Below are 23,292 nucleotides of genomic sequence, written 5' to 3' on the forward strand. Positions count from 1 at the left end.
AGACAGCTCGTCGTCCTCGGCACCGTGCGCGAAAAGCTTGAGCACCGGTACGCCGACCTTGTGGCGTGCGCGCGAGGCCCAGTCACGGTGGAAGAACTCCTCCACGTAATGGGGCTCGGTGAGCACGATCACCTCGTCGGCCGCGGCCTCCTCGACGACGGACTTGAGGTGGTCCAGCGGGTGATTCTCGACCACCAGTCCGGTGGCCTGACGGCCCGCCGCCCGCAGGACGGCCAGCGAGTGGGCGAGCGCCCGCTCGGCCGGACCGCGGGCCTCGGCCCCCTCGGGCTCGTCGCCCTCGCGGCCGGCTTCCTTCAGCTCCCCGAACGCCACGTCGTCGATGGCGCGCAGCAGCGCGTCCGCCTGGTCACCGCGGGGCTGCATGAGCAGGATGAAGGAGACGTCCTCGGCGCCGTGGAGCGTGGTGACGAATTCGACGTCCACGGACGACAGGGGCTTCTCGATCATCAATACGCTTGTGAACACGACAGGCGCCCTTCGTCGTTCAGGGGCCGGTGAGGCCCGCTGCGGAAACCGTCCTTCCCCGTGTCCGCACGGGGTCTGCGTGAGTGTGCGTGAGCCTGCGTGAGTAAGTGTGCCCAGCGGGAGCTAAGCGGAACGGCAAATTCCGCCCAATGTCAGATCCGACGGTATCGGGTGAAAAGGAACCCGGCCTCCTCCAGTACGGCCGCCAAGGCGAAGCGTTCCGGGTCCGGCAGCGCCGGTCCGCCGGTGATGCGCTGCGCGCTGCCGACGGTGAGCAGGGGGGAGACGGTCAGGCAGAGTTCGTCCAGGACGCCTGCCGCCGCGAACTGGCCGAGCAGCCGGGGGCCGCCCTCGGTGAGCTGCCGCACCAGGCCCATCTCCGCCAGGGCCGTGACCGCCCGGTCGGGCTCGACGCCGGGCCCGTCCCCGGCGACGATCACCCGCGCGCCCGCCTTCTCGGCGTCGCGGATCCGGTCGGGGGAGGCGGCGGCGCCGGTCAGGATCAGGGTCGGCACGAGGGGTGAGGTGAAGAGCGGAAGCGAGAAGTCCAGGTTCAGGCTCGCGCTCACGACGGCGATGGCGGGCGCGGGCGACTGCCCGGCGGCGACGCGCCGCGCGGCGAAGGCATCGCGGGCGCGGGCGGGGCGGTAGCCCTCCAGGCGAACCGTTTCAGCACCGACGAGGACGACATCCGCGAGCCCTCGCAGGGTGCCGAAGATCCGCATGTCGGCGTCGGACGAGATGGCCTGCGAACGGCCGTCGTGCTGGGCGGCACCGTCGAGCGTGGAGACCATGTTGGCGCGCAGCCAGGCACCTTCGACGGGGTCGGGGTACGCGTACGCCTCGGCCAGCTCGTCCAGCGCCCATTCGCGGTCCGCGAGGTCTGCCGGGGCTGCCGGGTCCTCGGGGCGGACGGCGGGTGCGGGTGCGGGTGTGGGCGCGGGTGCCGGTGCGGGTGCGGGTGCGGTCTGATCGGTCACGGGGAACAGGCGTCGCATGCGCAGCAGTCTGACATGCGCGGTCGCACGCGGTTGTGCGCCGCGAGACCCGCGCGCCGGTCCCGCGCGGGGTACATACGATCAGCGCCACGCCTCGCTGTCGCGTCGGCTCCCCCACCTCGGCCTCGTGGACACAGTCTCCCGGCCGACGCGACGGGCGGCTGACGCGGACGAGGGCGAGGGCGAGGGCGAGGGCGAACGACCCGCGAGCCCGACCGCCATGCCGAGCCCCGTCGCCGTGGCGAGGAACCCGCCCCCCGCACGCTTTACAGTTGGGCACCGTGTCAGCCTCCCCCGCCGAACCGGCGTCCACCTCCACTCCCGCGACCGGGCCGCGCCCCGGTCCCCTCTCCCTCTGCGCGCGGGAGCCGCGGGTCGCCGCCGAGCGGCTGGTCGGCGAGATGGTGCCGCCGCCGCGCTTCGACTCGGTACGGTTCGCCACGTACGCCCCCGACCCGAACCAGCCCAGCCAGGCCGAGGCGGTCACCGTACTGAGCACGTTCGCCGCCGGGCTCGGCGGCGCGGACGCGGACGCCCGGCAGGGCAAGCGCCGCTGGTTCGCCAAGAAGCCCGAGGCGGCCCGCCCCGGCCCGCGCGGCGTCTATCTCGACGGCGGTTACGGCGTCGGCAAGACCCATCTCCTCGCCTCGCTCTGGCACGCCACCCCCGCCGCCCCCGAGCAGAAGGCGTTCGGCACCTTCGTGGAGCTGACGAACCTCGTCGGCGCGCTCGGTTTCCAGCAGACCGTACGGACCCTCGGCGACCACCGGCTGCTCTGCATCGACGAGTTCGAGCTGGACGACCCGGGCGACACCGTCCTCGTATCGAGCCTGCTGAGCCGCCTCGTGGAGGCGGGCGTGGCGCTCGCCGCGACCTCCAACACGCTCCCCGGCAAGCTCGGCGAGGGCCGCTTCGCCGCCGCGGACTTCATGCGGGAGATCCAGGGGCTCTCCGCGCGCTTCCGCCCGCTGCGTATCGACGGCGAGGACTACCGGCACCGGGGACTGCCCGAGGCCCCCGCCCCGCTCACCACCGAGGAGGTGACGCGTGCCGCGCACGCCACCGAGGCCGCCAGCCTCGACGACTTCCCCGCTCTCCTCGCCCACCTCGCCACCGTCCATCCCAGCCGCTACGGCGCGCTGACGGAGGGTCTGCGAGTGGCCTGCTTCACGGACGTGGGCCCGGTGCCCGACCAGTCGACGGCCCTGCGGCTCGTCGTGCTCGCCGACCGGCTGTACGACCGGGAGATACCGGTCCTCGCCTCGGGACTCCCCTTCGACCGGCTTTTCAGCGACGAGATGCTGAACGGCGGTTACCGGAAGAAGTACTTCCGCGCGATCTCACGTCTCACAGCGCTGGCACGCGACGCAAAGGGCCTGCTCGCCGAGTAAGTTCGGAGCCGTAACGATGTGCGGTGCGCGAGGTGCGATCGATCGGCTCTCGCGTGCCCGATACAGAAGGGTTCCCATCACCATGGCTACCACGCGCCAGGCACACACCGTCTGGGAAGGCGACCTCCTCAAGGGCGGTGGCGTCGTCACCTTCGACTCCTCCGGCATCGCCGAGCAGCCGGTTTCCTGGGCCTCCCGCGCCGAGCAGGCGAACGGCAAGACCAGCCCGGAAGAGCTGATCGCCGCCGCCCACTCCAGCTGCTTCTCGATGGCCCTGTCCAACGGTCTCAGCAAGGCCGGCACCCCGCCGACCAAGCTGACCACCCAGGCCGAGGTCACGCTGGTGCCCGGCACCGGCATCACCGGCGTGCACATCACCGTGCAGGGCGAGGTCGAGGGTCTGGACGAGGCGGGCTTCGTCAAGGCCGCCGAGGACGCGAAGGTCAACTGCCCGGTCAGCCAGGCGCTCGCGGGCACGAGCATCACGCTCACCGCGTCGCTGGCCTGAAGCTCGGATCCGCGGTTCCGCTGAACCGCTGATCTCTCAGGACATACCAGGCGACACATAAGGCCCAGTGGCCCGCACGGTTCACGTGTGCACGACACCCGTGATACACACGTGCGGGTCACGTCTCCTGTCCGCCAACAGGGAGTTGCCTCATGTCCGCAACACGACGTCAGGTCCTGGCCACCGGAGCAGCATCGGTCGCCGGAATCGCGTTCACCGGAGCGGTGTCGGAGCTTTTCGCCGGCACCGCTGTCGCACAGGAAATGGGGCGCAGCGGCTACGGCCCGCTCGTACCCGACCCGGACGGCCTGCTCGATCTGCCCAAGGGTTTCCGTTACCGCGTCCTGTCCAGAACGGGCGACGAGCTCCGTTCGGGCGAGGGCGAAGTCCCCAGCAATCCCGACGGCATGGCGGCCTTCGCCGGCCGCCGCGGCCGAGTCCATCTGGTCCGCAACCACGAGAACAGGGCCAACGCCAGGATCGGCGTCCCGACCGTCGAGGGTCTGACGTACGACCCGATGGGCAAGGGTGGCTGTACGGCGCTCGAACTGGACGGGCGGGGCAACGTACTCGGCGAGCGCGTCGCCATCGCCGGCACCGCCGTCAACTGCGCGGGCGGGCCGTCCCCTTGGGGCACCTGGCTCACCTGCGAGGAGACCGAGGACAAGGCCGGCACCAACGGCTACACCAAGGACCACGGCTTCATCTTCGAGGTCGACGGCGCCGATCCGCACCGTACCGGCGCCGTACCGCTGAAGGCGATGGGCCGCTTCCAGCACGAGGCCATCGCGATCGACCCGCGTACCGGCGTCGTGTACGAGACGGAGGACGCGTTCGACAGGCCCTTCGGCCTCTTCTACCGCTTCCTGCCCGAGAAGCCGCTCGGCGGCCTGGGGTCACTGCGCGCGGGAGGCACGCTGGAGGCCATGCGCGTCCCTGGTGTACCCGACCTGTCGGTCATCCAGGAGCCGGGCGCGAGCTTCGACCGTGTCGAGTGGGTGCCCGTGCCCGACACACAGGCGAAGGAGACGCCCATCCGGCTCCAGGACTTCGGCAAGAAGGGCATCACGCACGCCCAGAAGCTGGAGGGCTGCTACTGGGGCGACCGGTCCGTGTACTTCGTGTCGAGCTTCGCGAAGAGCGCGGAGGGCTCGGCGGCCGACCACTACGGTCAGGTGTGGAAGTACGAACCGCAGCGGCGCCGGCTCACGCTGGTGATCGCCTTCGGCCCGGACACCGACATCCAGCTGCCGGGCGAGTCCCCCGACAACATCTGTCTCGCGCCCAGCGGCGGCCTGATGGTGTGCGAGGACGGCGGCGGCGCGCAGCACGTGTACGGGCTGACGCGGCACGGCGAGCTGTACGAGATGGCGCGCGGCGCGGAGAACATCGGGACGCCGGAGGAGCCTGAGTGGGGTGAGTTCGCGGGGGTCACGTTCGCACCGGACGGCGACACGATGTATGTGAACTCCTACACGCCGGGGAAGACGTTCGCGGTCACGGGGCCCTGGCGCTAGGACCGGATCCTGGATCGCCGGACGGGCTGCTTCACAGCCGGCCCGTCCGGCGATCGGGGAGAGCTTCGGCGGTCAGTGGTCGCGCCCGACCTCTACGCCGTCGTTGCCGTTGTCGCTTCCGTTGCCGATGCCGATGCCGTTGTCAGCAGCTCCGGCACCGGCGTCGTCGGCCGCGCCACCCGCGTCGCCACCGGCGTCACCCGCACCCGCGCCGCCCGCGCCGATCTCCGCGCCCACCGCGGTCAGCGCCGTCGTCACCGGCTGGAAGAAGGTCTCGCCGCCCGACGTGCAGTCACCGCTGCCGCCCGACGTCAGGCCGATCGCGGTGCCGTCCGCCGTGAACAGCGGGCCGCCGCTGTCGCCGGGCTCCGCGCAGACGTTGGTCTGGATGAGACCGCTGACGGAACCCTCCGCGTAGTTCACGGTGGCGTTGAGCCCGGTGACAGAACCGTCGGCGAGACCGGTGGTGCTGCCCATCCGGACGACCTCCAGGCCCACGGCGGCTTCGCCCGCCTGCCCGATCGGCAGGGTCTGCCCGTCGCCGAGGTCCACCTCGCTGGGCGCTTCGGTGGCCGGGTCGTCGTAGGTGAGGAGCGCGAAGTCCCCGTCGCCGGGGAACGTCGCGGCCTGGACGGTACCGACGGCCGCGCCGTTCTGCTCCTCCGACCACTGCTCGGCCGCCACACCGCAGTGACCGGCGGTGAGGAATCCGGGCGTGCCGTCCTGCGTGGTGACGTTGAAGCCGAGCGAACAGCGGGCGCCACCGCCGAAGATGGCGTCGCCGCCCTCCAGGAACGGTTTGAACTCGCCCGCCGACTTCTGGATGCGGGCCACGCCGTCGCCCAGCGAGCGGACGGTCGACTCCAGGGTGTCCCAGCGCTCGCCGGTGACCGTGGTGTCGGCGGTGACCAGGACCTGGTTGGTCCGGGGGTCGACGGCCCACGCGGTGCCGGGGATGGTGGCGTCCCGGGTCAACGTGCCGGTGGCGGACCGGAGTTCGCCCATGCTGTTGCTCACGCTTCTCGCCACGGCGCCGGAGGCGCGCACCTGCCGGGTCGACTCACCGCTGTCGGCGCCGTCCGCGACGTTCACCACGAGCTGCTTCTTCTGCGCGTCGTAGTACGCCCCCGCGTAGTCCTCGCCGAGCTGTGAGGACAGCCGCGCGACGAGTTCCGGTGCCGACGCGGCACTGACCGTTCTCGGGTTCTGTCCCGCGCCGCCGCCCGCACCGTCGTCCGTGCCGGACTGTGACGCGTTGGCGTTCGGCAGCAGGATGGCCGCTGCCGCGACGCCCACCGCCCCGGCTCCCGCGAGAACGGCCTTGCCCTTGGATATTCGCCTGTGACTCAACTCGTCGCCTCCTGTGGGGGATTACGGAGTCCGGCCCCTTGATACGGGCGAGGCGCGAGTTGTGTTCAGCGGAGCCGGCAGATGACGTAAGAGGGGCCGGCCGGACAACGGCCCGGCCGGCCCCTCACACGCCCCTCACGAACCCCTGACTGATGGACCGTCAGCCGCCTATCTCGATCTTCTTGTTGCTCTCCGACGACTTGACCGTCCCGGCCCCGGCCTTGGCCGGGTCGGTCGAACTCGTCTTCTGCGAGAGGCTCTTGAGCAGCGCGGCAATATCGACCCCGGTGGTCGACGTCAGCAGTTCCATGCCCTGCGCGACGTTGTCGGTGACCGTGCGCGAGAGCTGGCTCGCACCGTCCGTGGAGATGACCGTCAGCTTGTCGATGGCGCTCAGCGGCTCGGACGCGTTGGCCACGACCGCCGGCAGTACCTCGACGAGCATCTGGAGCACGGCCGCGTCGCCGTACTGGGCGAACGCGTCGGCCTTCTTCTGCATCGCCCCGGCCTCGGCGGTGCCGCGCGCCGCGATGGCGTCGGCCTCCGCCTCACCCTCGATCCGTACGGCCTCAGCGAGTGCCGCACGGCGCAGCTTCTCGCCCTCACCGGTGAGTCGCGACCGCTCGGCGTCCGCCTCGGCCTCCTTGACCTGCGCGATTCTGCGGGCCTCGGCCTCCTGCTCGGCCTGGTAGCGGGCGGCGTCGGCCGGCTTGCGCACCTGGGTGTCGAGCTGACGGTCCGTCAGCGCTGCCTGACGCTGCGCCACCTTCTCCTGCTCGCCGAGGACTTCCTGCTGGCGCGCGGCCTCGGCGAGCGGTCCCGCCGCGTTGGCCTTGGCCTTGGCCGCCTCGGTCTCGACCTTGATCTCGGCCTGCTTCAGATAGAAGGTCCGCTCGGCCACCGCGATCTCCTCGGCCGCCTTGAGCCTGGCCTGCTCGGAGGCCCGCTTGGCGATGGCCTCGGCGATGTCCGCCTCCTGCTTGGCGCGGGCGGCCTCGGGCCGGCCCAGGTCCTCCAGGTACGAGCCCTCGGTGGTGATGTCCTGGATCTGGAAGGCGTCCAGGATCAGGCCCTGCCCGGACAGGCTCGCCTCGGCCTCCTCGGCGACCTGACCGGCGAAGGCGGCGCGGTCGCGGATGATGTCCTCGACGGCCATCCGGCCGACGATGGCGCGCAGCGCCCCGGAGAGCACTTCCTGGGTGAAGCCGACGATGCCCTTCTGCTGCCGCAGGAACCGCTGGGCGGCGGCGCGGATGGCGTCCTCGTTGCCGCCGACCTTGACGATCGCGACGCCTTCCAGATGCGCCTTGACACCGCGCAGGGTCACCGCGCCCCGGACGGCGACGGGGATGTGCCGGCTGGACAGGTCGAGCGTGAACTTCTGCTGGACGAACGGGACGACGAAGACGCCGCCGCCGACCACGACCTTCTGGCCGCTGTTGTCGGTACTGACCCGGCCGGTGACCGGGTCCGTGGACGACTTGCCCCGGCGGCCGGTGATGATGAATGCCTCGCTGGGCCCCGCGACCTTGTAGCGGGTGATGACGACGAGACCGAGCAGGACGAGGAGTACGACGACTCCCGCCACCGCGATGATCACTGGACTCATATGGTTTGCCCCCTGTTGACGTACGAGTGGTGGACGCCGCACCTGTGGGACGCCGGTATCCGCGCGGCGGTTCGTCGGTTGACGGGTTCGCCCGGTCGGTTCGCCCGCTCGGTTCACCCGGTCCGTTCGGCCGTTCTCCGAGTCGGCCGAGTCCGTGGTCCGTGAGGCCGACGGCGTGGATCAGCGCTCGACGGGCCGGACCCCGACCGAGGTGGACGACAGCGTCGACTCCACCCAGACCTCGGCGCCCCGCGCCAGGGGCACCGCGCTCTTCGCGGCGAACTTGACCGGCTGCCCCGCCACCCGGAGCATCACCTCGCCGTAGCCGCCGACGGGAATGGCCGTGACCACGGATCCCGACGTACCGAGGAGGTCCGCTCCCCGTGGCGTGGCGTCCGTCTGATCGCGCATCAGCACACGGCTGAGTTTCCAGGCCAGCCAGCCGGTGACGGCACCGGCGACGGCGCCCGCGGCGATGGCGGGGCCGACACCGAGGTCCGTCGTACCGAGCACGATGGCGCCGCCGAAGCCCAGCATCGCGACGAATCCCGCCACGACCGGCAGTGACAGCAGCCCCGCGAACAGGCCGTCGAGCACCCCGCCGAACAGGCCCTCGAAGATGCCGTCGAAGATCAGCGCCACGGCCAGCAGGACCACACCCGCCACACCGAGACCGAGGAACACATCCATGGGTCGTCCCTCCCCCGGCTCTCGCCGGTCCCCCTAGAACCCTTGAATGGGAGGAGATTTTCTCACGGTCCGTCACGGCGAGCAGTGCCGCGTTCCGGCAATCTTCGAGTGCCGGAACCACAGGATGAACAGTTAGTCATATATTTTCCCTGTATGCCTAGATATGTTCTGAGACTCGTCTCCGTCGCCGCGCTGGGGGCCGTCCTCGTCGGATGCGGAACCGACACCGACGCCCGCCTGACGGGCAAGCCCTCCCCCAAGGCCGCCGCGCGGCAGCCCGCCGGGCCCGAACGCCCGGCCGTGACGCCGGTCTTTCTGCGGGCCGCCGACCCCCCGGGCACGACCCGGGCCAGGACGGCGCCCAAGACCGTCGCGCTCACCTTCGACGCGGACATGACGTCCGACCAGGGGCCGCGCGCAGCCCGGGGCGAGCGCTTCGACAACCCGACCCTGATCACCTCGCTGCGCCGCCTCGAAGTCCCCTCGACGATCTTCATGACCGGCCGGTGGGCGGAGGAGTACCCGTTCCAGGCGAGAGAGATCGGTTCCGACCCCCTGTTCGAGGTCGCGAACCACTCGTACAGCCACCACTCCTTCACGGCCGACTGCCACGGGCTCCCGGTACTCGGCAAGAAGGACATGGCCGCCGACGTGGAGCGGGCCTTCGGCGCGTTCCGCAAGGCCGGGGTCCGCCAGGTGGTGCCGTACTTCCGCTTCCCCGGCGGCTGTTACGACCAGTCGACGCTACGGACCCTGGCCCCGGCGGGCCTGACCGCGGTCCAGTGGGACGTCGTGAGCGGGGACGCCTTCGCGACGGACGCGGACGCGGTCGCCGAGCAGGTACTCGCCGCGGTACGCCCCGGCTCACTGGTGGTCATGCACTGCACGACGAGCGCGGCACCGGTGACGGACGAGGCGGTCCGCAAGATCGTGCCGGCGCTGCGCGAGCGCGGCTACCGCTTCGTCAAGGTGTCCGAGCTGATGAAGGGCGGATGAAGGACGGACCCAGGGACGCGGACCGGAGACGGACGGGGTACGGGACCTCTGCCGACCCTAGTTGAACACCCCGTACAGATCCTTCGTCAGCCTCTCCGTCCCCGCCCTGGGCTCCGGGCTCTCCGGGCTCTCCGCCCGGACCGGAGCGGCACCCACGTACCGGCCGGGCGTCAGGGCGTACTCGTGCTCCCGCACCGTCTCGACGCCGGCCGAGACGCAGAAGCCGGGTTCATCGCGGTACATGTGATAGCTCCCGGTGATCTTCGCCAGATCCTCGTCGCTCAGCTCGCGCTCCGTACGGCTGACCATCACTCCCATCTCGCGGGCATCGATGAAGAGGATCCGATCTCTGCGGTCGGCCGACTTGTCTTTCGTCAGCACCCAGAGGCAGGCGGGGATCTGTGTGGAGTGGAACAACTGCCCCGGCAACGCCACGACGGAGGCCACCAGGTCGGCTTCGACAAGCGCTCGCCGGATCTGCCGCTCACTCGGCGACCGGGAAGCCATTGAGCCGTTCGCCAGGACAATGCCGGCCGTGCCCCGCTCACTCAGCTTGGAGATCGCGTGCTGGAGCCACGCGTAATTGGCGTTTCCCGGTGGGGGGACGCCGTACACCCACCGCGGGTCGGCCTCGTTCCGCGCCCAGTCCAAGACGTTGAACGGTGGGTGGGCCAGGACGAAGTCTGCCTTGAGTTCCGGGTGTTGGTCGTCCGCGAGGGTGTCGCCCCGCTGAGCGCCGAGGTCGCCCTCCATACCGTGGACGGCGAGATTCATCCTGGCCAGGCGCCAGGTCCGTTCGTTGATCTCCTGGCCGTAGAACGCCAGTTCGCGCGGATTCCCCCCATGCGCCTCCACGTACCTGTCCGCCTGAACGAGCATGCCGCCCGAGCCGCAGGCCGGGTCGTACACACGCCCCCGGCGTGGCTCAAGAATCCCCACCACCAGCCGGCAGACGGACCGGGCCGTGTAGAACTCGCCGCCCCGCTTTCCCTCCGCACGGGCGAAGTTGTCGAGGAAGTACTCAAACACTTCGCCCAGCACGTCCCGCGCCGACCTGTCCCACGTGCCGTCGATGCGGACCCTGCCGATGAGGTCCACGACTTCGGCCAAGCGCCGCTGGTCGACGGTGCCACGGCGGAAGATCGTCGGCAGGGCGCCCGCCAGTGACGGGTTCGCCTCCGTGATCGCGTTCATGGCCTCGTCGATGAGTTCGCCGACGCGCGTGGTGTTCGCGCGGGCGACGATCCACGACCAACGGGCGGTCCTGGGCACCCAGATGACACCGGCCTCGATGAACTCCCTTTCCTCCAGGCCCTCGGCGAAGCGGTCCTCGTCGAACCCCTCCGCGGCGAGCCGCTCCCGCCGCTCAGAGCGGTACTCCTCGAAGGCGTCGGAGACATACTTCAGAAAGATCAGGCCGAGGACGTACTCCTTGTACTCCGCCGCGTCCACGGAGCCGCGCAGCCTGTCCGCGGCCTGCCACAGGGCGGCCTTGATCTCCTGGGTGGTCGAGGCGCCGAACGGTGGCGGCGGGCGGACGGGATTCCTCTCGCTCGGTGACATGGCGGGTGGACCGTCTCCTTCAGCCGTCGGTGAGCGCGGGGGGCAATTGCCCATCCTTGGGACTTTCGAGGTTATGCCCGAACTCACGGGTATGTCTCAGGGAAGCTGTAATGTGACGGGTCATTAGTTCCTTCACGGGGCACGGGGCGCGGCGCGGGGAGTTGGCATGGCGAGTATCGGTCTGGCCGCGGCTGTCGAGGAGTTGCGGCAGGAGTTGTACCAGGCGCAGGACCTGGGCGCCGGCCAGCAGTTCGCGTTCGGCGTCGAAGAGGCCGAGTTGGAGCTGCTGCTCGAACTGCGCGACAGCGGCAAGGGGGACGGCAAGCTCACCTTCGGCGTCGCCACCGTCGGCGTGGGCGCCGAGCACACAACCGTGCGCACCCACAAGCTGACACTGCGGCTGTCGGTCCGGGACCGCGCCGCCGGCGGGACCGGCCCCGAGATCAGCGACGGCGGGACCGGCTCCTGGGACGAGGAGTGAGATGGATCCGCGCAGACTGGCGCTGATCCGCAGTGGCACGGCGGACCGGCGTCGAAGTGTCGGTTCCGGCTATCTGATCGCCCCGCGTCTGGTACTCACCGCCCGGCATGTGATCGAGGACAGGGACACGGACTCCGACTGGCCGCGGATCCAGCTCCGGGTGGGGCACCCCGGAGAGGGCGCGACAGTACGCACCGGGGCCACCGTGGTCTGGAGACACCCGCGGGGCCTGGACGTCGCGCTCCTGCTCACTCAGGACGCGGTGGAGGTGCCGGACGGCCCTGTCCGCTGGGGCCACCCCGTCGGCAAGGCGCCGCTGCCCTACGAGGGGCTCGGATTCCCCCTGGCCACCGCCGACGAGGAGCGCGAGGTCGAACACTTACGAGGACAGCTGCCCCTGTTGTCCTCGGGCTCCCGCGATCTCTACGTCCTCGACCAGAAGCCCGCGCCCGACCCGCGCGCCGACGGCCGGAGAGCCTGGGGAGGGGCCTCCGGGGCCGCCGTCTTCTGCGAGGACCACCTCGTCGGTGTGCTGATCCAGGACGATCAGTCCTACGGAAACCGCCGCCTGCGCGCCTTCCCGGCGCACGCCTTCGTCCAGGACAGCGACTTCGACGCTCTCCTCCGGCGGTACGCCGACGGTCCGCCCCACCTGGTCGACATCGGCGCGTCCCTGCCCGAAGCCCGGCCACCCGCCGACCGTACGCCCGCCGAGCAGGATCTCGAACGGTCGCTGTGGCACTTCCTCGGCACCCCGGAGACCTGCTCTTTCCATGCCCGTTCGCTCGCCCGCGAGTTGGGCTACCAGGTCCCCACCGGATACGCGCCCTCCGTCGCCGACCTCATGGCGCTGTTCGCGGGACACCATCGCGCGCTCGCCTCGCTCAGCGGCACTCTCGCGCCGACTGTCACCGACGACGCCACCCGAATCCGGCTGACCGCCCTGCTCACCCGGGCGCGCGCCGCGGGACTCGGCTCACTGCTCTCCCTGGCGGAGTACGAAAGCCTCCTGCCGCCGCTGAGCCGCATATGCAAGGAACGCCCCACCTTGCTTCCCCGCTCCGCGGGCGAGGCCCTGCGCTACGCCTGCCTTCCCGAGGCTCTGTCCCGTACTCATCTGACGGTCGACGAACTCGCCCAGGTCGTCGAGGAGTTGGAGTCGATGTCCGACAGTGAGCAGGTGCCGGACGGGACGCCTCGGGTCCCCGCCCTGCTGCGGCTGGTCGAATACGTGGCGGCGGCCGTCGGAGGAGAGGAAGCGGCGGAGCTGCGCGAGTGGAGCACCGGCGTGGCCGTCCGGACGGGCATTCACCCGACCGCACTCGCCGAGCGGCGCGAGGACGCCCGCCAGTGGGCCGCCCGGCAGACATCGCCGGTGTCGCGGGTGGTGCTGGAGCTGACCGGTGTCCAGGCGCTCCCGGACGAGCGGTACGTCTGCCGGATCCTCGTCGCCCGCCGGGACGGCACGCACGTCCTGCTCCACGAGTCGGAGACCGTACCGCGAACACCGGAGGAAGTCGCCGCGTGCCTGCGTGCGGCGGTCGAGTCCGCGGCCGACGAACCCGGCCAGGAGGATCATGTGCCCTGGGTGACGGTACTGGTCGACCGGCAGGGCCTGCATCTGGCCGTCGACGAATGGAACCCCGGGGCACCCGACGACATCGTGCCCGACCTGCCGATCGGCGCGGAGTTCCGGATGACCCTGAGCTGCCCCGACATGAGCACGCTCGTGAAGACCCGCGACGGTCATCAGAGGCGCCGCTGGCGGAGCGCGCATCCGGCGCCGCTGGTCACCGACAAGAACTGCGCGACCAGGAGTCAGCTCCGGGTGATGCTGGAGACGAGCCACCGCGACGCCACCCGAGTGGTCATCCACGGTCCCCGCGAACAGCGGGTGGCGTTCCTCGAAGTCTGCCTCGCACTCGGGGTCCCCGTGGTCCTCTGGGACCGTACGGCCGAGGGCTACGAGGACGCCACGAAGCTACGGCAACTCGAACCCGCCGGCACCCTGGCCGAACTCCCGGAGCGCGTACGCGTCTTCCGGAGCAATGCCTTCGACGCCCCGGCGGCGACGGCACGCCCCGCCCTGGTCTGGGAAGAACAGAGCGGCCACCCGAAGCCCGAGTCGCTGCAACTGAGGGATCCTCGGAAGGGAGTTCATGTCTCATGACGTCCACCGATTCCGGAACCGGCGGCGTTGATCCGCAACCCGCCCCCGACTGGCGGCTGTTCCACGGAAACGGGACCGCGGGCGAGGTCGCGTTCCCCGCGGCGCCGCCATGGCGCCGGTTCGACCCGGAGGAGCCGACAGGACAGCGGGTCTCCCGTCCCCGGCCGTATCTCATCGGCGCCGACGAGGCGGACATCGTCAACGCCGCGCTCCACCTGCGTCGTCCCCTCCTGGTGAACGGCCACCCGGGCACCGGCAAGTCGTCCCTCGCCCACGCCATCGCGCACGAGCTGACCCTGGGCCGTGTCCTGCACTGGCCGGTCAACAGCCGCTCAGCCCTCCAGGACGCCCTCTACCAGTACGACGCCGTCGGCCGGCTGCGCGAGGCCAACCTCCACCGGAACTCCGACGACCCGGAACCGGACATCGGCCAGTACGTACGCCTCGGCCCTCTGGGCAACGCCCTCGTCCCCCGGGAACGCCCCCGGATACTGCTCATCGACGAACTGGACAAGGGCGACGTCGACCTGCCCAACGACCTCCTCACAGTCTTCGAGGAAGGCGAGTTCACGATCCCGGAACTGGCCAGGCTGCCGGACACCCACCCCCCGGTTCAGGTCCAGACCAACGACCCCGACCACCCCGCACCCGTCGAGCGCGGCCGTATCCGCTGCCGCGAGTTCCCCGTCGTGGTCATCACCAGCAACGGCGAACGCGACTTCCCCGCCGCCTTCTTGAGACGCTGCGTCCGGCTCGACCTGCCCGAACCCGACGAACAGCGGCTGCGGGACATCGTGGCCGCACACCTCGGCGACGAAGCACTCAACGACGTGGACGATCTGCTGGAGGCATTCCTCAACCGCCGGGCGCCCGGTGAACTGGCCACCGACCAACTCCTCAACGCCGTCTTCCTACGGAAGGGTGGCGTCGGTCTCGACGCCGGCCGCCTTCTCGACGCCGTCCTGCACGAACTCGGCGGAGCGGTGTGACGACATGCTCGGTCGCCTGAAGGACGTACTGGCCAAGAGCGGGGTGGTCCTCTCCGACGAGGAACTTCTCGACGTCCTGTGGCTGGCCGGGAACCTTCCGCCGGACGCCGCGCCCCTGGCGCGGGCAGGCCCGCCCGCGCACCGCCGGCAGTCCGGCCCCCACGACGAGAGCCCACGTCCCACGCGGGACCCGCCTCCCGCCGCGCCTGCCGACCGGCCGGGCTCGGAGCCGTCGCGGAACTCCGCGTCCGAACTCCCCCTGCGAGCGGCCACCAGGACGGACAAGGGCGGGAAGGCGGATTCGGCACCTCGCAGAGCGCTCGCCGTCCGGGCGCCCGACAGCCGTCTCCTCGGCGCCCGGGAGCTCCGGCTCGGCAAGTCCCTGCGCCCACTGCGCCAGCGGTTCCCCGACCATCGCCGCCACGAGCTGGACGTCGGGCGGACCGTGGCCGCCATGGCCGACACGGGACTTCCCGAAACCGTCACCCGTCCCGTCAGAACCCGCTGGCTCTCCCTCGCCCTGCTGGTCGACGACGGTGTCTCCATGGTTCTCTGGCAGCGCCTCGCCACCGAAGTGCGCACGCTGATGGAACGCGCGGGGGCGTTCCGCGACATCCGCGTGTACGGGCTGGACACCCGCGGCGCCCATGCCCCGCTCCTCAACACCCGCCCCTACGGGAACAAGGGACCCCACCAGACACCGGGGAGCGTGAGCGACCCCACCGGAGACACGCTCGTTCTCGTCATCAGCGACGGTGTCGGCGAGGCATGGTGGAACGGCCGGATGCGCGAGGCGATGACCCTCTGGGCGCGCTGCGGCCCGACCGCCGTCGTCCACGCGCTGCCCACCCGCCTCTGGGTGAGTTCCGGTATCACGACCCGGCGTTGGCAGGTCTCCACGCACCGCCGCGGCGGCCCGACCACCGCCTGGCATGTCACCGACCCGGTCCTGCCGCCGGATCTGGTCACCTTCGACTCGGTCCCCGTGCCGGTCCTCGAACCCTCCCCCGCCGCCGTCGCCGGCTGGGCACGGCTGATCGCCTCGCCCGGGACCACCGCGCTGCTCCCTCTGTGGAACACCGGCACGTCCACCCCCGGCCGGCTCTTCGCCGACACGCGCCACACCGACACCGCGGACGCCGTCCTGAGCTTCCGGGAAGCCGGCTCCCCGGAGGCGTACCGGCTCGCGGCCCACCTGGCGGCGGTGGCTCCCGTCACCCCACCGGTGATGCGCCTGGTCCAGAACGCACTCGGACCGCCCACGGACCACGGGCACATCGTGGAGGTGCTTCTCGGCGGCCTGATGCGGCAGGTCAGGGCCCCCGGGCCGACCCGCCTCCCCCAGCACCAGCTCTTCGACTTCTCGGACGAGGCCCGCCGGATCCTCCTCGGCGCCCTCTCGCCGGAGGAGTTGCTGCGGACCACGCGGGCAGTCACGCGGCGGTTGGAGGCGACCATCGGCCGCTCCTCGAACTTCCCGGCGTGGGTGGGTCATCCGGACGGATCCGCCGTCATCGAAGACACCGAGCGCCCTTTCGGCTATCTGAAGGAACGGCTGCTGAAACGACTCGGTGTCCCGCCGGTGGGCACCGGACGGATCGACCCACCGGAGGGCCGATCCGGCGTCCGGCCCCAAGTCCGGCCCGGAGCACGGCCCGGAGCACGGCCCGGAGTACGGCCCGAGGTCGAATCCGACGTACGGTCCGAGGCCGGATCCGACGTACGGCCCGACGTACGGCCCGAGGTCCGGCCGCCGGACATTCCGCCGGGCTGGTCGCAGATCCTGCGGAGCGACCCTCAGCGGCTCGGACGCTACCGGCTCTACGCCCGCAGCACGTGGGGCTGGGACGACCCGGGCATCTACCTGGCCCAGAACGAGCACGGTACGACCGTGCTCGTACGCACGCCCTCCCCCCTCTACTCCATGGACCCCCGGCAGGCACTCGAACTGATCCGCACGGAGGCGGACTGCCTGGACCGGATGCGGGGTGCGCACGCTCCGAGGCTGCTGGACTCGAATGTCGACGGTTATCAGGACCCCCCGTGGCTGGCCGCCTCCTACGTGAGCCGTCGGGACGACGACCCCGGCTCCGGGTCCGCCCCGAACCTGCGTGCTCTCTTCGACGAGCACCGGGGACCGGTGAGTGACGATCTCTTCCGACGTGTCGGCGAGGACCTGGCCCGCGCGATACGCCATGCGCACAGCGTCGGCCTGGTGCACGGGACGCTCGCGTCGAGGACGGTGCTGGTCACCGCCCACGGCGTTCGGCTCATCGGCTGGATGACGGCGACACGGGACGGTGCGCACAGCAACTACCTCGACCACTTCCCTCGGAGCGAGAGCTATCTCGACGCGCTCGACGACAGTCCCGGGCCGACCCGGGAGAGCGACATGTACTCGGTGGGCGCACTGCTCCTGACTTTCGCCACCGGTCGGTGGAGTGACTTCCGGCCCGACGCGGACGCACGCGGGACGCTGGCCGCGTCGGGGATCGACGCGCGCATCGTCGAGGTGCTGTGGAACTGCCTGGACCGGGACCCCGCCGGCCGGCCCACCGCCGCCGAGTTGGTCGACGCCTTCGCCCCGGACACTGTCGAGGGGGACGTGCTGCGGTACCGGAAGCTGGCGCGGCAGCAGCCTGATGCCTACCACCCTGAACTCGCCTCAAGTCTGAAGCGCCTCTCCAACCAGCTGAGCAACCTGGGCCGGTGGGACGAAGCGCTCGACGCCATGAACGAGGCCGTGGAGCTGTACCGGGAACTGGCTCTCCGGTATCCCACCGCCGGCCGCCCGGACCTCGCCCGGGGATTGAACAACCTGTCCGTCCGGTTGGGCGATGTCGGCCGACGGGAGGAATCCCTCGCCGCGATCACCGAGGCCGTACAGCATTTCCGGGCGCTGGCCGACGAAGACCCGTACTACTACCGGGCCGGCCTCGGCACCACTCTGAACAACCTGTCCAACAGGCTGGGCGATCTCGGTCTGCGGGAGGACGCGCTCGCCGTGATCACCGAAGCGGTCGGGCTCTACCGGGAACTGGCCATCGGCCAACCCGGCGCCTACGAGTCCGAAGTCGCCAGGGCGTTGAACAATCTCTCCAACCGGTTGGGTGATGTCGGCCGGCGTGAAGAGGGTTTCGCAGCGATCGCCGAATCCGTCGAGCTGTACCGGGAACGGGCTGCCCAGTATCCGGAGGCATACCGCCCGGCGCTTGCCTCAAGCCTGAACAACCTGGCCGTTCGACTGGGTGACCTGGGCCGGCGGAGCAAGGCTCTCGCCGCACTGCACGAGGCACTGGAGATTCGTCGCACGCTGGCCGCGACACGACCCGAGTTGCATCGAGAGGACCTTGAGCAATCGCTCAGAGTCCGGTCCTGGCTCCAGGACTCGGACAGCGACAACCCGCCCACGGCGACCTGACGGCCCTCCTACCCCGAGCAGGCCGTCCGCTGGGCCTCGTGCCATTCGCAGACCGGGCACAGCGTGCTGCCCTTGACCGATTCCGGGTACTCGGTCGGCTCACCGCAGTGCACACAGTCCGCGTACACGACGACCTCGGTACCGATGGCTGCGTCTCCCATACGGCCGAGCGTACTGAACGGCCGCACTCAGCCGCGCCGGGGTCCCCAGGAGACAGCGACGGCAGTACGAGGTCGACGCCGCGCGGCACCGAGGGGCAGCCGGCACCGTACCGGCGGCCCACTCCTCGCGGTTCCACGCGTGCGTCAGCTCCCGGACGCCTTCGTCGGCGTCAGCTCGCTCGGCCGGACGATGACGAAACCCTCGCCCTGGAGCATCAGTTGGACGGCCTCGCCGGAACCGCCGCGGATCATCGACCCGACGGACTGCGAGCGGTGCAGCGAGGTGCCCAGCTGCGCGCTCCAGCCGACGACGGCGTCCGTGTCGACGTAGACCGGGGCCTGCGCGGTGACGGGGATGACGATGGGGCTGCCCTCGCAGATGATGGCGAGCTTCCCGTAGCCGCTGAAGAGGCTGTTGAAGAGGCCGCCGCCGGTCATTCCGGCGCCTTTCACGGTCTTGATCTCGTAGGAGAGGGTGGAGTCGAAGCACAGGACGTTGCGGCCGTTGACGGTGAGCGCGTCGCCCTGGTCGATGTCGACGATGAAGCAGTTGGCCGCCTCGTGCGCGAACCACGCCTCGCCCTGGCCCTTCACGGCCATCAGCGGCAGCCCTTCGCCGGTGACGGCGCGCTTGAGCATCCCGCCGATGCCCTGGCCCTTCCGTTCGAACTGGAGATTGCCGCGGAAGGCGATCATCGACCCCTGACGCGCGTGCATCTCGCCGTTGACGGCGTACTTGACGGATTTGGCGTTCTGGAGGCTCATCCCGGGGGTGGTCGCCTGCTGCGCCATGTTCTCGGTGGCAAAGAGATCGCTCTTCATGCGGAGCATGGTCACCCGGAGGTGCCCATTCCGCCAACAGCCCGGCAAGTCCGGACTGGCACACTTGCCCCGTGAGCATCGACGACACCGCCGGCACCGGGGCGGACAGACCGGCCGACAGCCCGTTCCGGGATGAGCGGACCGCGCGTGACGAGGCCCCGCAGTTCGTTCTGCCGCTGGTGGTGCGGATCGAGAAGGCGGCGCCGCCGACCCGTACCGACGCACTGGAGGCCGCCGCCCGCGCCGTACTCGTCATGCTCGCCGACGAGCGCTCGACCGGTGAGGGCGAGTGGGCACAGGTGATGCGGGACTGGCAGGACGCCCGGATCCGCAAGGTGGTCCGCAGGGCGCGCGGCGGGGAGTGGCGGAAGGCGTCCCAGCTGCCGGGAATCACGATCAGCAGCCCCGGGGCCGCCGCCGAGGCGCCGGAGGGCGCCGCGTTCGCTCCGTACGCGGAGGTACGGGTCTTCCCGCCGGTCCCGCTGGACGGGTGGCCCAAGGAGCTGGCGAAGCTCCAGGTCTCCGGCACCGACCTGGACGACCCCGGGGCCCCGCCCGCCGCCGACCTGTCGGCCCCCGTGCTGTGGCTCAGCCCCGGCCTCGCCATGTCGGCGGGCAAGGCGATGGCCCAGGCCGGACACGGCGCGCAGCTCGCCTGGTGGGAGCTGTCGGAGACGGACCGCAAGGCGTGGCAGGAGGCCGGTTTCCCGCTCTCCGTACGTACTCCGGACGCCGCGCGCTGGCGCCGACTGACCAGCGGTGGGCTGCCGTTGGTCCGTGATGCCGGCTTCACGGAGATCGCGCCCGGCTCCAGCACGGTGGTCGCGGATCATCCCGCGCTGCGGCGTTGAACACTCCCGCGCCGAGATTCGTATCTCTCAATACCGCTAAGTAGGTTGAACGACCGCTCGGTGAGCGGTTGATTCTGTAGCGGTACGCGGTGGTACGCGGTGGCACATCGGCCCGGGAGACACTTTGTTGCGACGTATCAACGGCACGGCACTCATCATCGCGGCACTCGTCGCGACGGTAGGGGCGCTCGCCTTTCCTGTCTGGTCGTACGCCGACCGCTCCGGCACGGGGGAGGCGAATCTCGCGGCATCGAGCGTGGCGACCCAGTGGGGCCCGCTCTCGGCGACGGACCGCGACTTCCTCGTGAAGGTGCGGCTCGCGGGCCTGTGGGAGCTGCCCGCCGGACAGCAGGCGATCGAGCGGGCCCCCAGCCAGGCCATCAAGGACGCGGGCGACCATCTCGTCGTCGGCCACTCCGACCTCGACGCCCGCGCGCGCGACGTGGCGGCGAAGCTCGGTGTCGCGCTGCCGAACCAGCCCAACGAGCTGCAACAGGGCTGGCTGAGGGAGCTGTCGGCGGCCACGGGCGCCGAGTACGACAGGAAGTTCGCCAACCTCCTGCGCAACGCCCACGGCAAGGTCTTCGCGCTGGTGGCCGAGGTCAGACATACGACCCGGAACACCCTGATAAGACAGCTGGCGACCGACACCAACCAGACGGTCCTCGACCACATCACCATGCTGGAGGCCACCGGGCTGGTCGACTTCGACAACATCGCGCGGGAGGCCGCGGGCACCAAGACCGCAAGCCCCACCGGTCCGCCGCCGCCGAACGGCAACCCGCCGCCGTCGCCGCCGGCCGCGTCACCGACCGGGGACAGCTCCTTCACCTCCCGGCCGTCCACGCAGCCGGGCGCGCCGACGGCCGTCAACACCAACCGTCCGCCGCCGAGCATCAAGGCGACGCCGTGACTTCCGGCGGGCCGTCCGTCTGCGGCGGGAACCTCAAATGATGCTCTGAACGTCCCCTCCTCTGGATTCACCGGCACCCGGCGGGGCCAATACCCCTGAACCGGCACTCGCCGAGGCGCGGAGGAGGGGGAGATTCATGAGCCACGTGGCACAGCGGGAGAACCTGGGAAGCACGAAGGATCCGGGAAGTCGGGGAGAGCCGGCGGATCCGGGGAAGCCGGGCAAGCTGGGGACCGGCATCGGCTGGCGGCCCGAGATCGCGGGAGCGGTCGAGGCGCTGCCCGGCATCGACTGGGTCGAGGCCGTGTCCGAGAATCTCTGCCCCGGCCACCTTCCCGACTCGCTCGTCCGGCTGCGCGCACGCGGTGTCACCGTGGTCCCGCACGGCGTCTCCCTCGGTCTGGGGGGCGCCGGGCGGCCCGACGCCAAGCGCCTCGCCGATCTGGCGGAGCGGGCCGAGGCCCTCGGCTCGCCACTGATCACCGAGCACATCGCCTTCGTACGGGCCGGTGGCCCGCTCACCGCGTCCCCCGCGCTCGAAGCCGGCCATCTGCTGCCGGTCCCCCGCACCAAGGACGCGCTGCGGGTGCTGTGCGAGAACGTACGGATCGCCCAGGACTCCCTGCCCGTGCCGCTCGCCGTGGAGAACATCGCGGCGCTGATCAACTGGCCGGACGAGGAGATGACGGAGGGTCAGTTCCTTGCGGAGCTGGTCGGGCGTACGGGCGTACGGCTGCTGATCGACGTGGCGAACCTGCACACCAACCACGTCAACCGCGGCGAGGACCCGGCGACCGCGCTCGACCAACTGCCGGTCGAGGCCATCGCGTACGTGCACGTCGCGGGCGGCGTCGAACGCGACGGCGTCTGGCACGACACCCACGCGCACCCGGTCGGCGCGCCGGTGCTCGACATACTGGCGGAACTGCGCTCGCGCGTCTCCCCGCCGGGTGTCCTGCTGGAACGGGACGACAACTTCCCGCCGACCGCGGAGCTGGCGGCGGAACTGGACACGATCCGCGCCACGCTCGCGGGGCCGGGCCCTGATTCGACCCCGACCGCGGTACCTGGCGGGGCAGTTGAGGTGGAGGCGGTGAGGGAACCGGCCACCGGAGCGGCCACCGCGCCCACCGACCCGGCCCGCGAGCGCCTCGCCCTCGCCCAGACCTCCCTCCTGTCCGCCCTCGTCGCCGGGACCCCCGCGCCCGAGGGGTTCGACCCGCGGCGGCTCGGGGTGCAGAGCCGCGCCCTCGCCGCCAAGCGGGCGGAGGTCGTCGCCAAGGTGGCGCCCGAGCTGCCGCGCATCCTCGGCGACGGCTACCGCGCCGCCTTTCTCTCCTACGCCAAGTCCCGCCCCATGCGCGCCGGTTACCGGCGCGACGCGCTCGACTTCGCCGAGCACCTGCTGATCGCCGACCTGCCGCAGGACACGGCGGCGCGGCGCGAGCTGACCCAGTGGTGGCGGGACCGCTCCGGGGCGCACCCGCCGCGCCGCGCGACCCGTATGGTGCGTGCCGCCCGCTCCGTACTCGTGGGGCGGTGACCGGCATGGACACACTCGTGACCGCACTCCGGATAGCCATCCCCCTGTCCTTCGTCACACTCGTGATCGGAGTGATCCGCCTCCGCTCCCGCGGCGGCGAGAGCAAGGTCCACGACCTCATGGAGGTGGCCTTCCTCGGCGGCGGTCCGGGGCGGGTCGCCGAGACCGCCATCGTCGCCATGCACGCGGACGGGCGGCTGGGCATCGGCGGCCCGGGACTCGTCGCCATCTACAGCGATGTCGCGCGTGACCCGGTGGAACTCGCCGTCATCCAGGAGCACGCGCTGGCGCCGCACGGCGCGCTGCACTCGCTGCGCCTCGCGGTGATGCGCAGCCGCGCCGTGCAGGACGTCGGCGACGCCCTGGCGGCGCGGGGGCTGCTGGTACCGGCCGACAAGACCCGTCTGTGGGCACGCTGGGGAGTGATCCAGGCGATCCTGTGCCTGCCCGTGATCCCGCTGTCCATCATCCTGCTCATCAACACCGGCTCGGTGGCGGTCATCCCGAACCTGCCTCTCGCGTTCATCGGGATCTTCTCCGGCATCGTCTGCGCCGTCGTGGCCAGGCGGCGGCTCACCAACGCCGGAATCAAGGCCCGGCTGCGGTTCCGCACCACGTACGCCTACGTCACGACACCCGCCCACCAGATCGCCGTGGACGGACACATGGCGCTGGACGACACCTTGCTGCGGGAGCAGTTGACGGCCGCGAGGGGTATGCGGGCGGGTCGTGACTTCCAGCCGGCGCCGCATCTGGCCGCCGCGACGGTGGTGTGGTGCGCGAGCGCGGGCTTCGGGGACGGCGGTGGCTCGGGTGACGGAGGCGGAGGCTCC

General features: G+C 71.0%; 20 protein-coding genes. 12 read left to right on the forward strand and 8 right to left on the reverse strand.

Translation table 11 applies throughout. From position 1 onward, the window contains the following. Positions 1-486: indole-3-glycerol phosphate synthase (locus P3L51_RS24170; protein WP_354607375.1), on the reverse strand; the 486-nt coding region annotated here is incomplete at its 3' end. Positions 487-638: 152 nt separating this feature from the next. After that, positions 639-1,484 carry a pyrimidine reductase family protein gene (locus P3L51_RS24175; protein ID WP_354607376.1) on the reverse strand — a complete coding sequence of 282 codons (846 nt, stop codon included), beginning with the start codon at positions 1,482-1,484 and terminating at the stop codon, positions 639-641. 281 nt (positions 1,485-1,765) lie between these two features. Between P3L51_RS24175 and zapE the strand changes: the two genes are divergently transcribed. The 3 genes from zapE to P3L51_RS24190 all read left to right on the forward strand — a co-directional run bounded on the left by zapE (position 1,766) and on the right by P3L51_RS24190 (position 4,900). Continuing rightward, positions 1,766-2,875, forward strand: a complete 1,110-nt coding sequence (zapE, locus tag P3L51_RS24180; RefSeq protein WP_435594514.1) for a cell division protein ZapE — start codon at positions 1,766-1,768, stop codon at positions 2,873-2,875. An 82-nt stretch (positions 2,876-2,957) separates the two neighbouring features. Beyond that, positions 2,958-3,383, forward strand: a complete 426-nt coding sequence (locus P3L51_RS24185) for an OsmC family protein (protein WP_354607377.1) — start codon at positions 2,958-2,960, stop codon at positions 3,381-3,383. Positions 3,384-3,535: 152 nt separating this feature from the next. Continuing rightward, positions 3,536-4,900 (forward strand): alkaline phosphatase PhoX, encoded by a 1,365-nt coding sequence (locus tag P3L51_RS24190; RefSeq protein WP_354607378.1) that lies wholly within the window; start codon positions 3,536-3,538, stop codon positions 4,898-4,900. Positions 4,901-4,972: 72 nt separating this feature from the next. On the opposite strand, the gene P3L51_RS24195 is transcribed toward P3L51_RS24190, so the two are convergent. The 3 genes from P3L51_RS24195 to P3L51_RS24205 all read right to left on the reverse strand — a co-directional run bounded on the left by P3L51_RS24195 (position 4,973) and on the right by P3L51_RS24205 (position 8,549). Beyond that, positions 4,973-6,250: a S1 family peptidase gene (locus P3L51_RS24195; protein ID WP_354607379.1), complete on the reverse strand. Its 1,278-nt coding sequence runs from the start codon at positions 6,248-6,250 to the stop codon at positions 4,973-4,975. A gap of 160 nt (positions 6,251-6,410) precedes the next feature. Beyond that, a complete protein-coding gene (locus P3L51_RS24200; protein ID WP_354607380.1) occupies positions 6,411-7,859 on the reverse strand; it encodes a flotillin family protein in 1,449 nt (482 codons plus the stop codon). Between the two features lie 180 nt (positions 7,860-8,039). Further along, complete coding sequence (locus tag P3L51_RS24205; RefSeq protein ID WP_354607381.1) at positions 8,040-8,549, reverse strand: NfeD C-terminal domain-containing protein; 510 nt, start codon at positions 8,547-8,549, stop codon at positions 8,040-8,042. Positions 8,550-8,702: 153 nt separating this feature from the next. On the opposite strand from P3L51_RS24205, the gene P3L51_RS24210 reads away from it, so the two are divergent. Further along, positions 8,703-9,545 (forward strand): polysaccharide deacetylase family protein, encoded by an 843-nt coding sequence (locus P3L51_RS24210; protein ID WP_354607382.1) that lies wholly within the window; start codon positions 8,703-8,705, stop codon positions 9,543-9,545. Positions 9,546-9,602: 57 nt separating this feature from the next. Here P3L51_RS24210 and P3L51_RS24215 read toward each other — a convergent pair whose 3' ends face one another. Beyond that, positions 9,603-11,108, reverse strand: coding sequence for a class I SAM-dependent DNA methyltransferase (locus P3L51_RS24215; protein WP_354607383.1), 1,506 nt, complete (start codon positions 11,106-11,108; stop codon positions 9,603-9,605). Between the two features lie 166 nt (positions 11,109-11,274). On the opposite strand from P3L51_RS24215, the gene P3L51_RS24220 reads away from it, so the two are divergent. From P3L51_RS24220 to P3L51_RS24235, 4 genes are read left to right on the forward strand one after another with little or no spacing between them, the layout of a single operon-like run. After that, positions 11,275-11,589 carry a trypco2 family protein gene (locus P3L51_RS24220; protein WP_354607384.1) on the forward strand — a complete coding sequence of 105 codons (315 nt, stop codon included), beginning with the start codon at positions 11,275-11,277 and terminating at the stop codon, positions 11,587-11,589. Position 11,590: 1 nt separating this feature from the next. Beyond that, positions 11,591-13,759, forward strand: a complete 2,169-nt coding sequence (locus P3L51_RS24225; protein ID WP_354607385.1) for a VMAP-C domain-containing protein — start codon at positions 11,591-11,593, stop codon at positions 13,757-13,759. Next, the gene (locus tag P3L51_RS24230; RefSeq protein ID WP_354607386.1) at positions 13,756-14,748 is read left to right on the forward strand and encodes an AAA family ATPase; all 993 of its coding nucleotides are present in this window, start codon (positions 13,756-13,758) and stop codon (positions 14,746-14,748) included. The genes P3L51_RS24225 and P3L51_RS24230 overlap by 4 nt, the downstream gene beginning before the upstream one ends. 4 nt (positions 14,749-14,752) lie before the next feature. Beyond that, complete coding sequence (locus tag P3L51_RS24235; RefSeq protein WP_354607387.1) at positions 14,753-18,169, forward strand: SAV_2336 N-terminal domain-related protein; 3,417 nt, start codon at positions 14,753-14,755, stop codon at positions 18,167-18,169. Between the two features lie 8 nt (positions 18,170-18,177). On the opposite strand, the gene P3L51_RS24240 is transcribed toward P3L51_RS24235, so the two are convergent. Further along, the gene (locus tag P3L51_RS24240) at positions 18,178-18,330 is read right to left on the reverse strand and encodes a hypothetical protein (protein ID WP_354607388.1); all 153 of its coding nucleotides are present in this window, start codon (positions 18,328-18,330) and stop codon (positions 18,178-18,180) included. 144 nt (positions 18,331-18,474) lie between these two features. Further along, complete coding sequence (locus P3L51_RS24245; protein ID WP_354607389.1) at positions 18,475-19,152, reverse strand: AIM24 family protein; 678 nt, start codon at positions 19,150-19,152, stop codon at positions 18,475-18,477. A gap of 71 nt (positions 19,153-19,223) precedes the next feature. Here P3L51_RS24245 and P3L51_RS24250 point away from each other — a divergent pair, with 71 nt between their 5' ends. From P3L51_RS24250 to P3L51_RS24265, 4 genes are all read left to right on the forward strand, one after another. After that, positions 19,224-20,003, forward strand: coding sequence for an aminoacyl-tRNA hydrolase (locus tag P3L51_RS24250; protein WP_354607390.1), 780 nt, complete (start codon positions 19,224-19,226; stop codon positions 20,001-20,003). Between the two features lie 127 nt (positions 20,004-20,130). After that, positions 20,131-20,916: a DUF4142 domain-containing protein gene (locus P3L51_RS24255; protein ID WP_354607391.1), complete on the forward strand. Its 786-nt coding sequence runs from the start codon at positions 20,131-20,133 to the stop codon at positions 20,914-20,916. Between the two features lie 136 nt (positions 20,917-21,052). After that, on the forward strand, positions 21,053-22,459 hold the full coding sequence (locus P3L51_RS24260; protein WP_354607392.1) for a multinuclear nonheme iron-dependent oxidase: 1,407 nt from the start codon (positions 21,053-21,055) through the stop codon (positions 22,457-22,459). 5 nt (positions 22,460-22,464) lie between these two features. Continuing rightward, the coding region (locus P3L51_RS24265) for a TIGR04222 domain-containing membrane protein (protein ID WP_354607393.1) at positions 22,465-23,292 on the forward strand (828 nt) is incomplete at its 3' end.

Origin of the sequence: Streptomyces panacea (assembly GCF_040560175.1) — a bacterium.
Taxonomy (GTDB): Bacteria; Actinomycetota; Actinomycetes; order Streptomycetales; family Streptomycetaceae; genus Streptomyces; species Streptomyces panacea.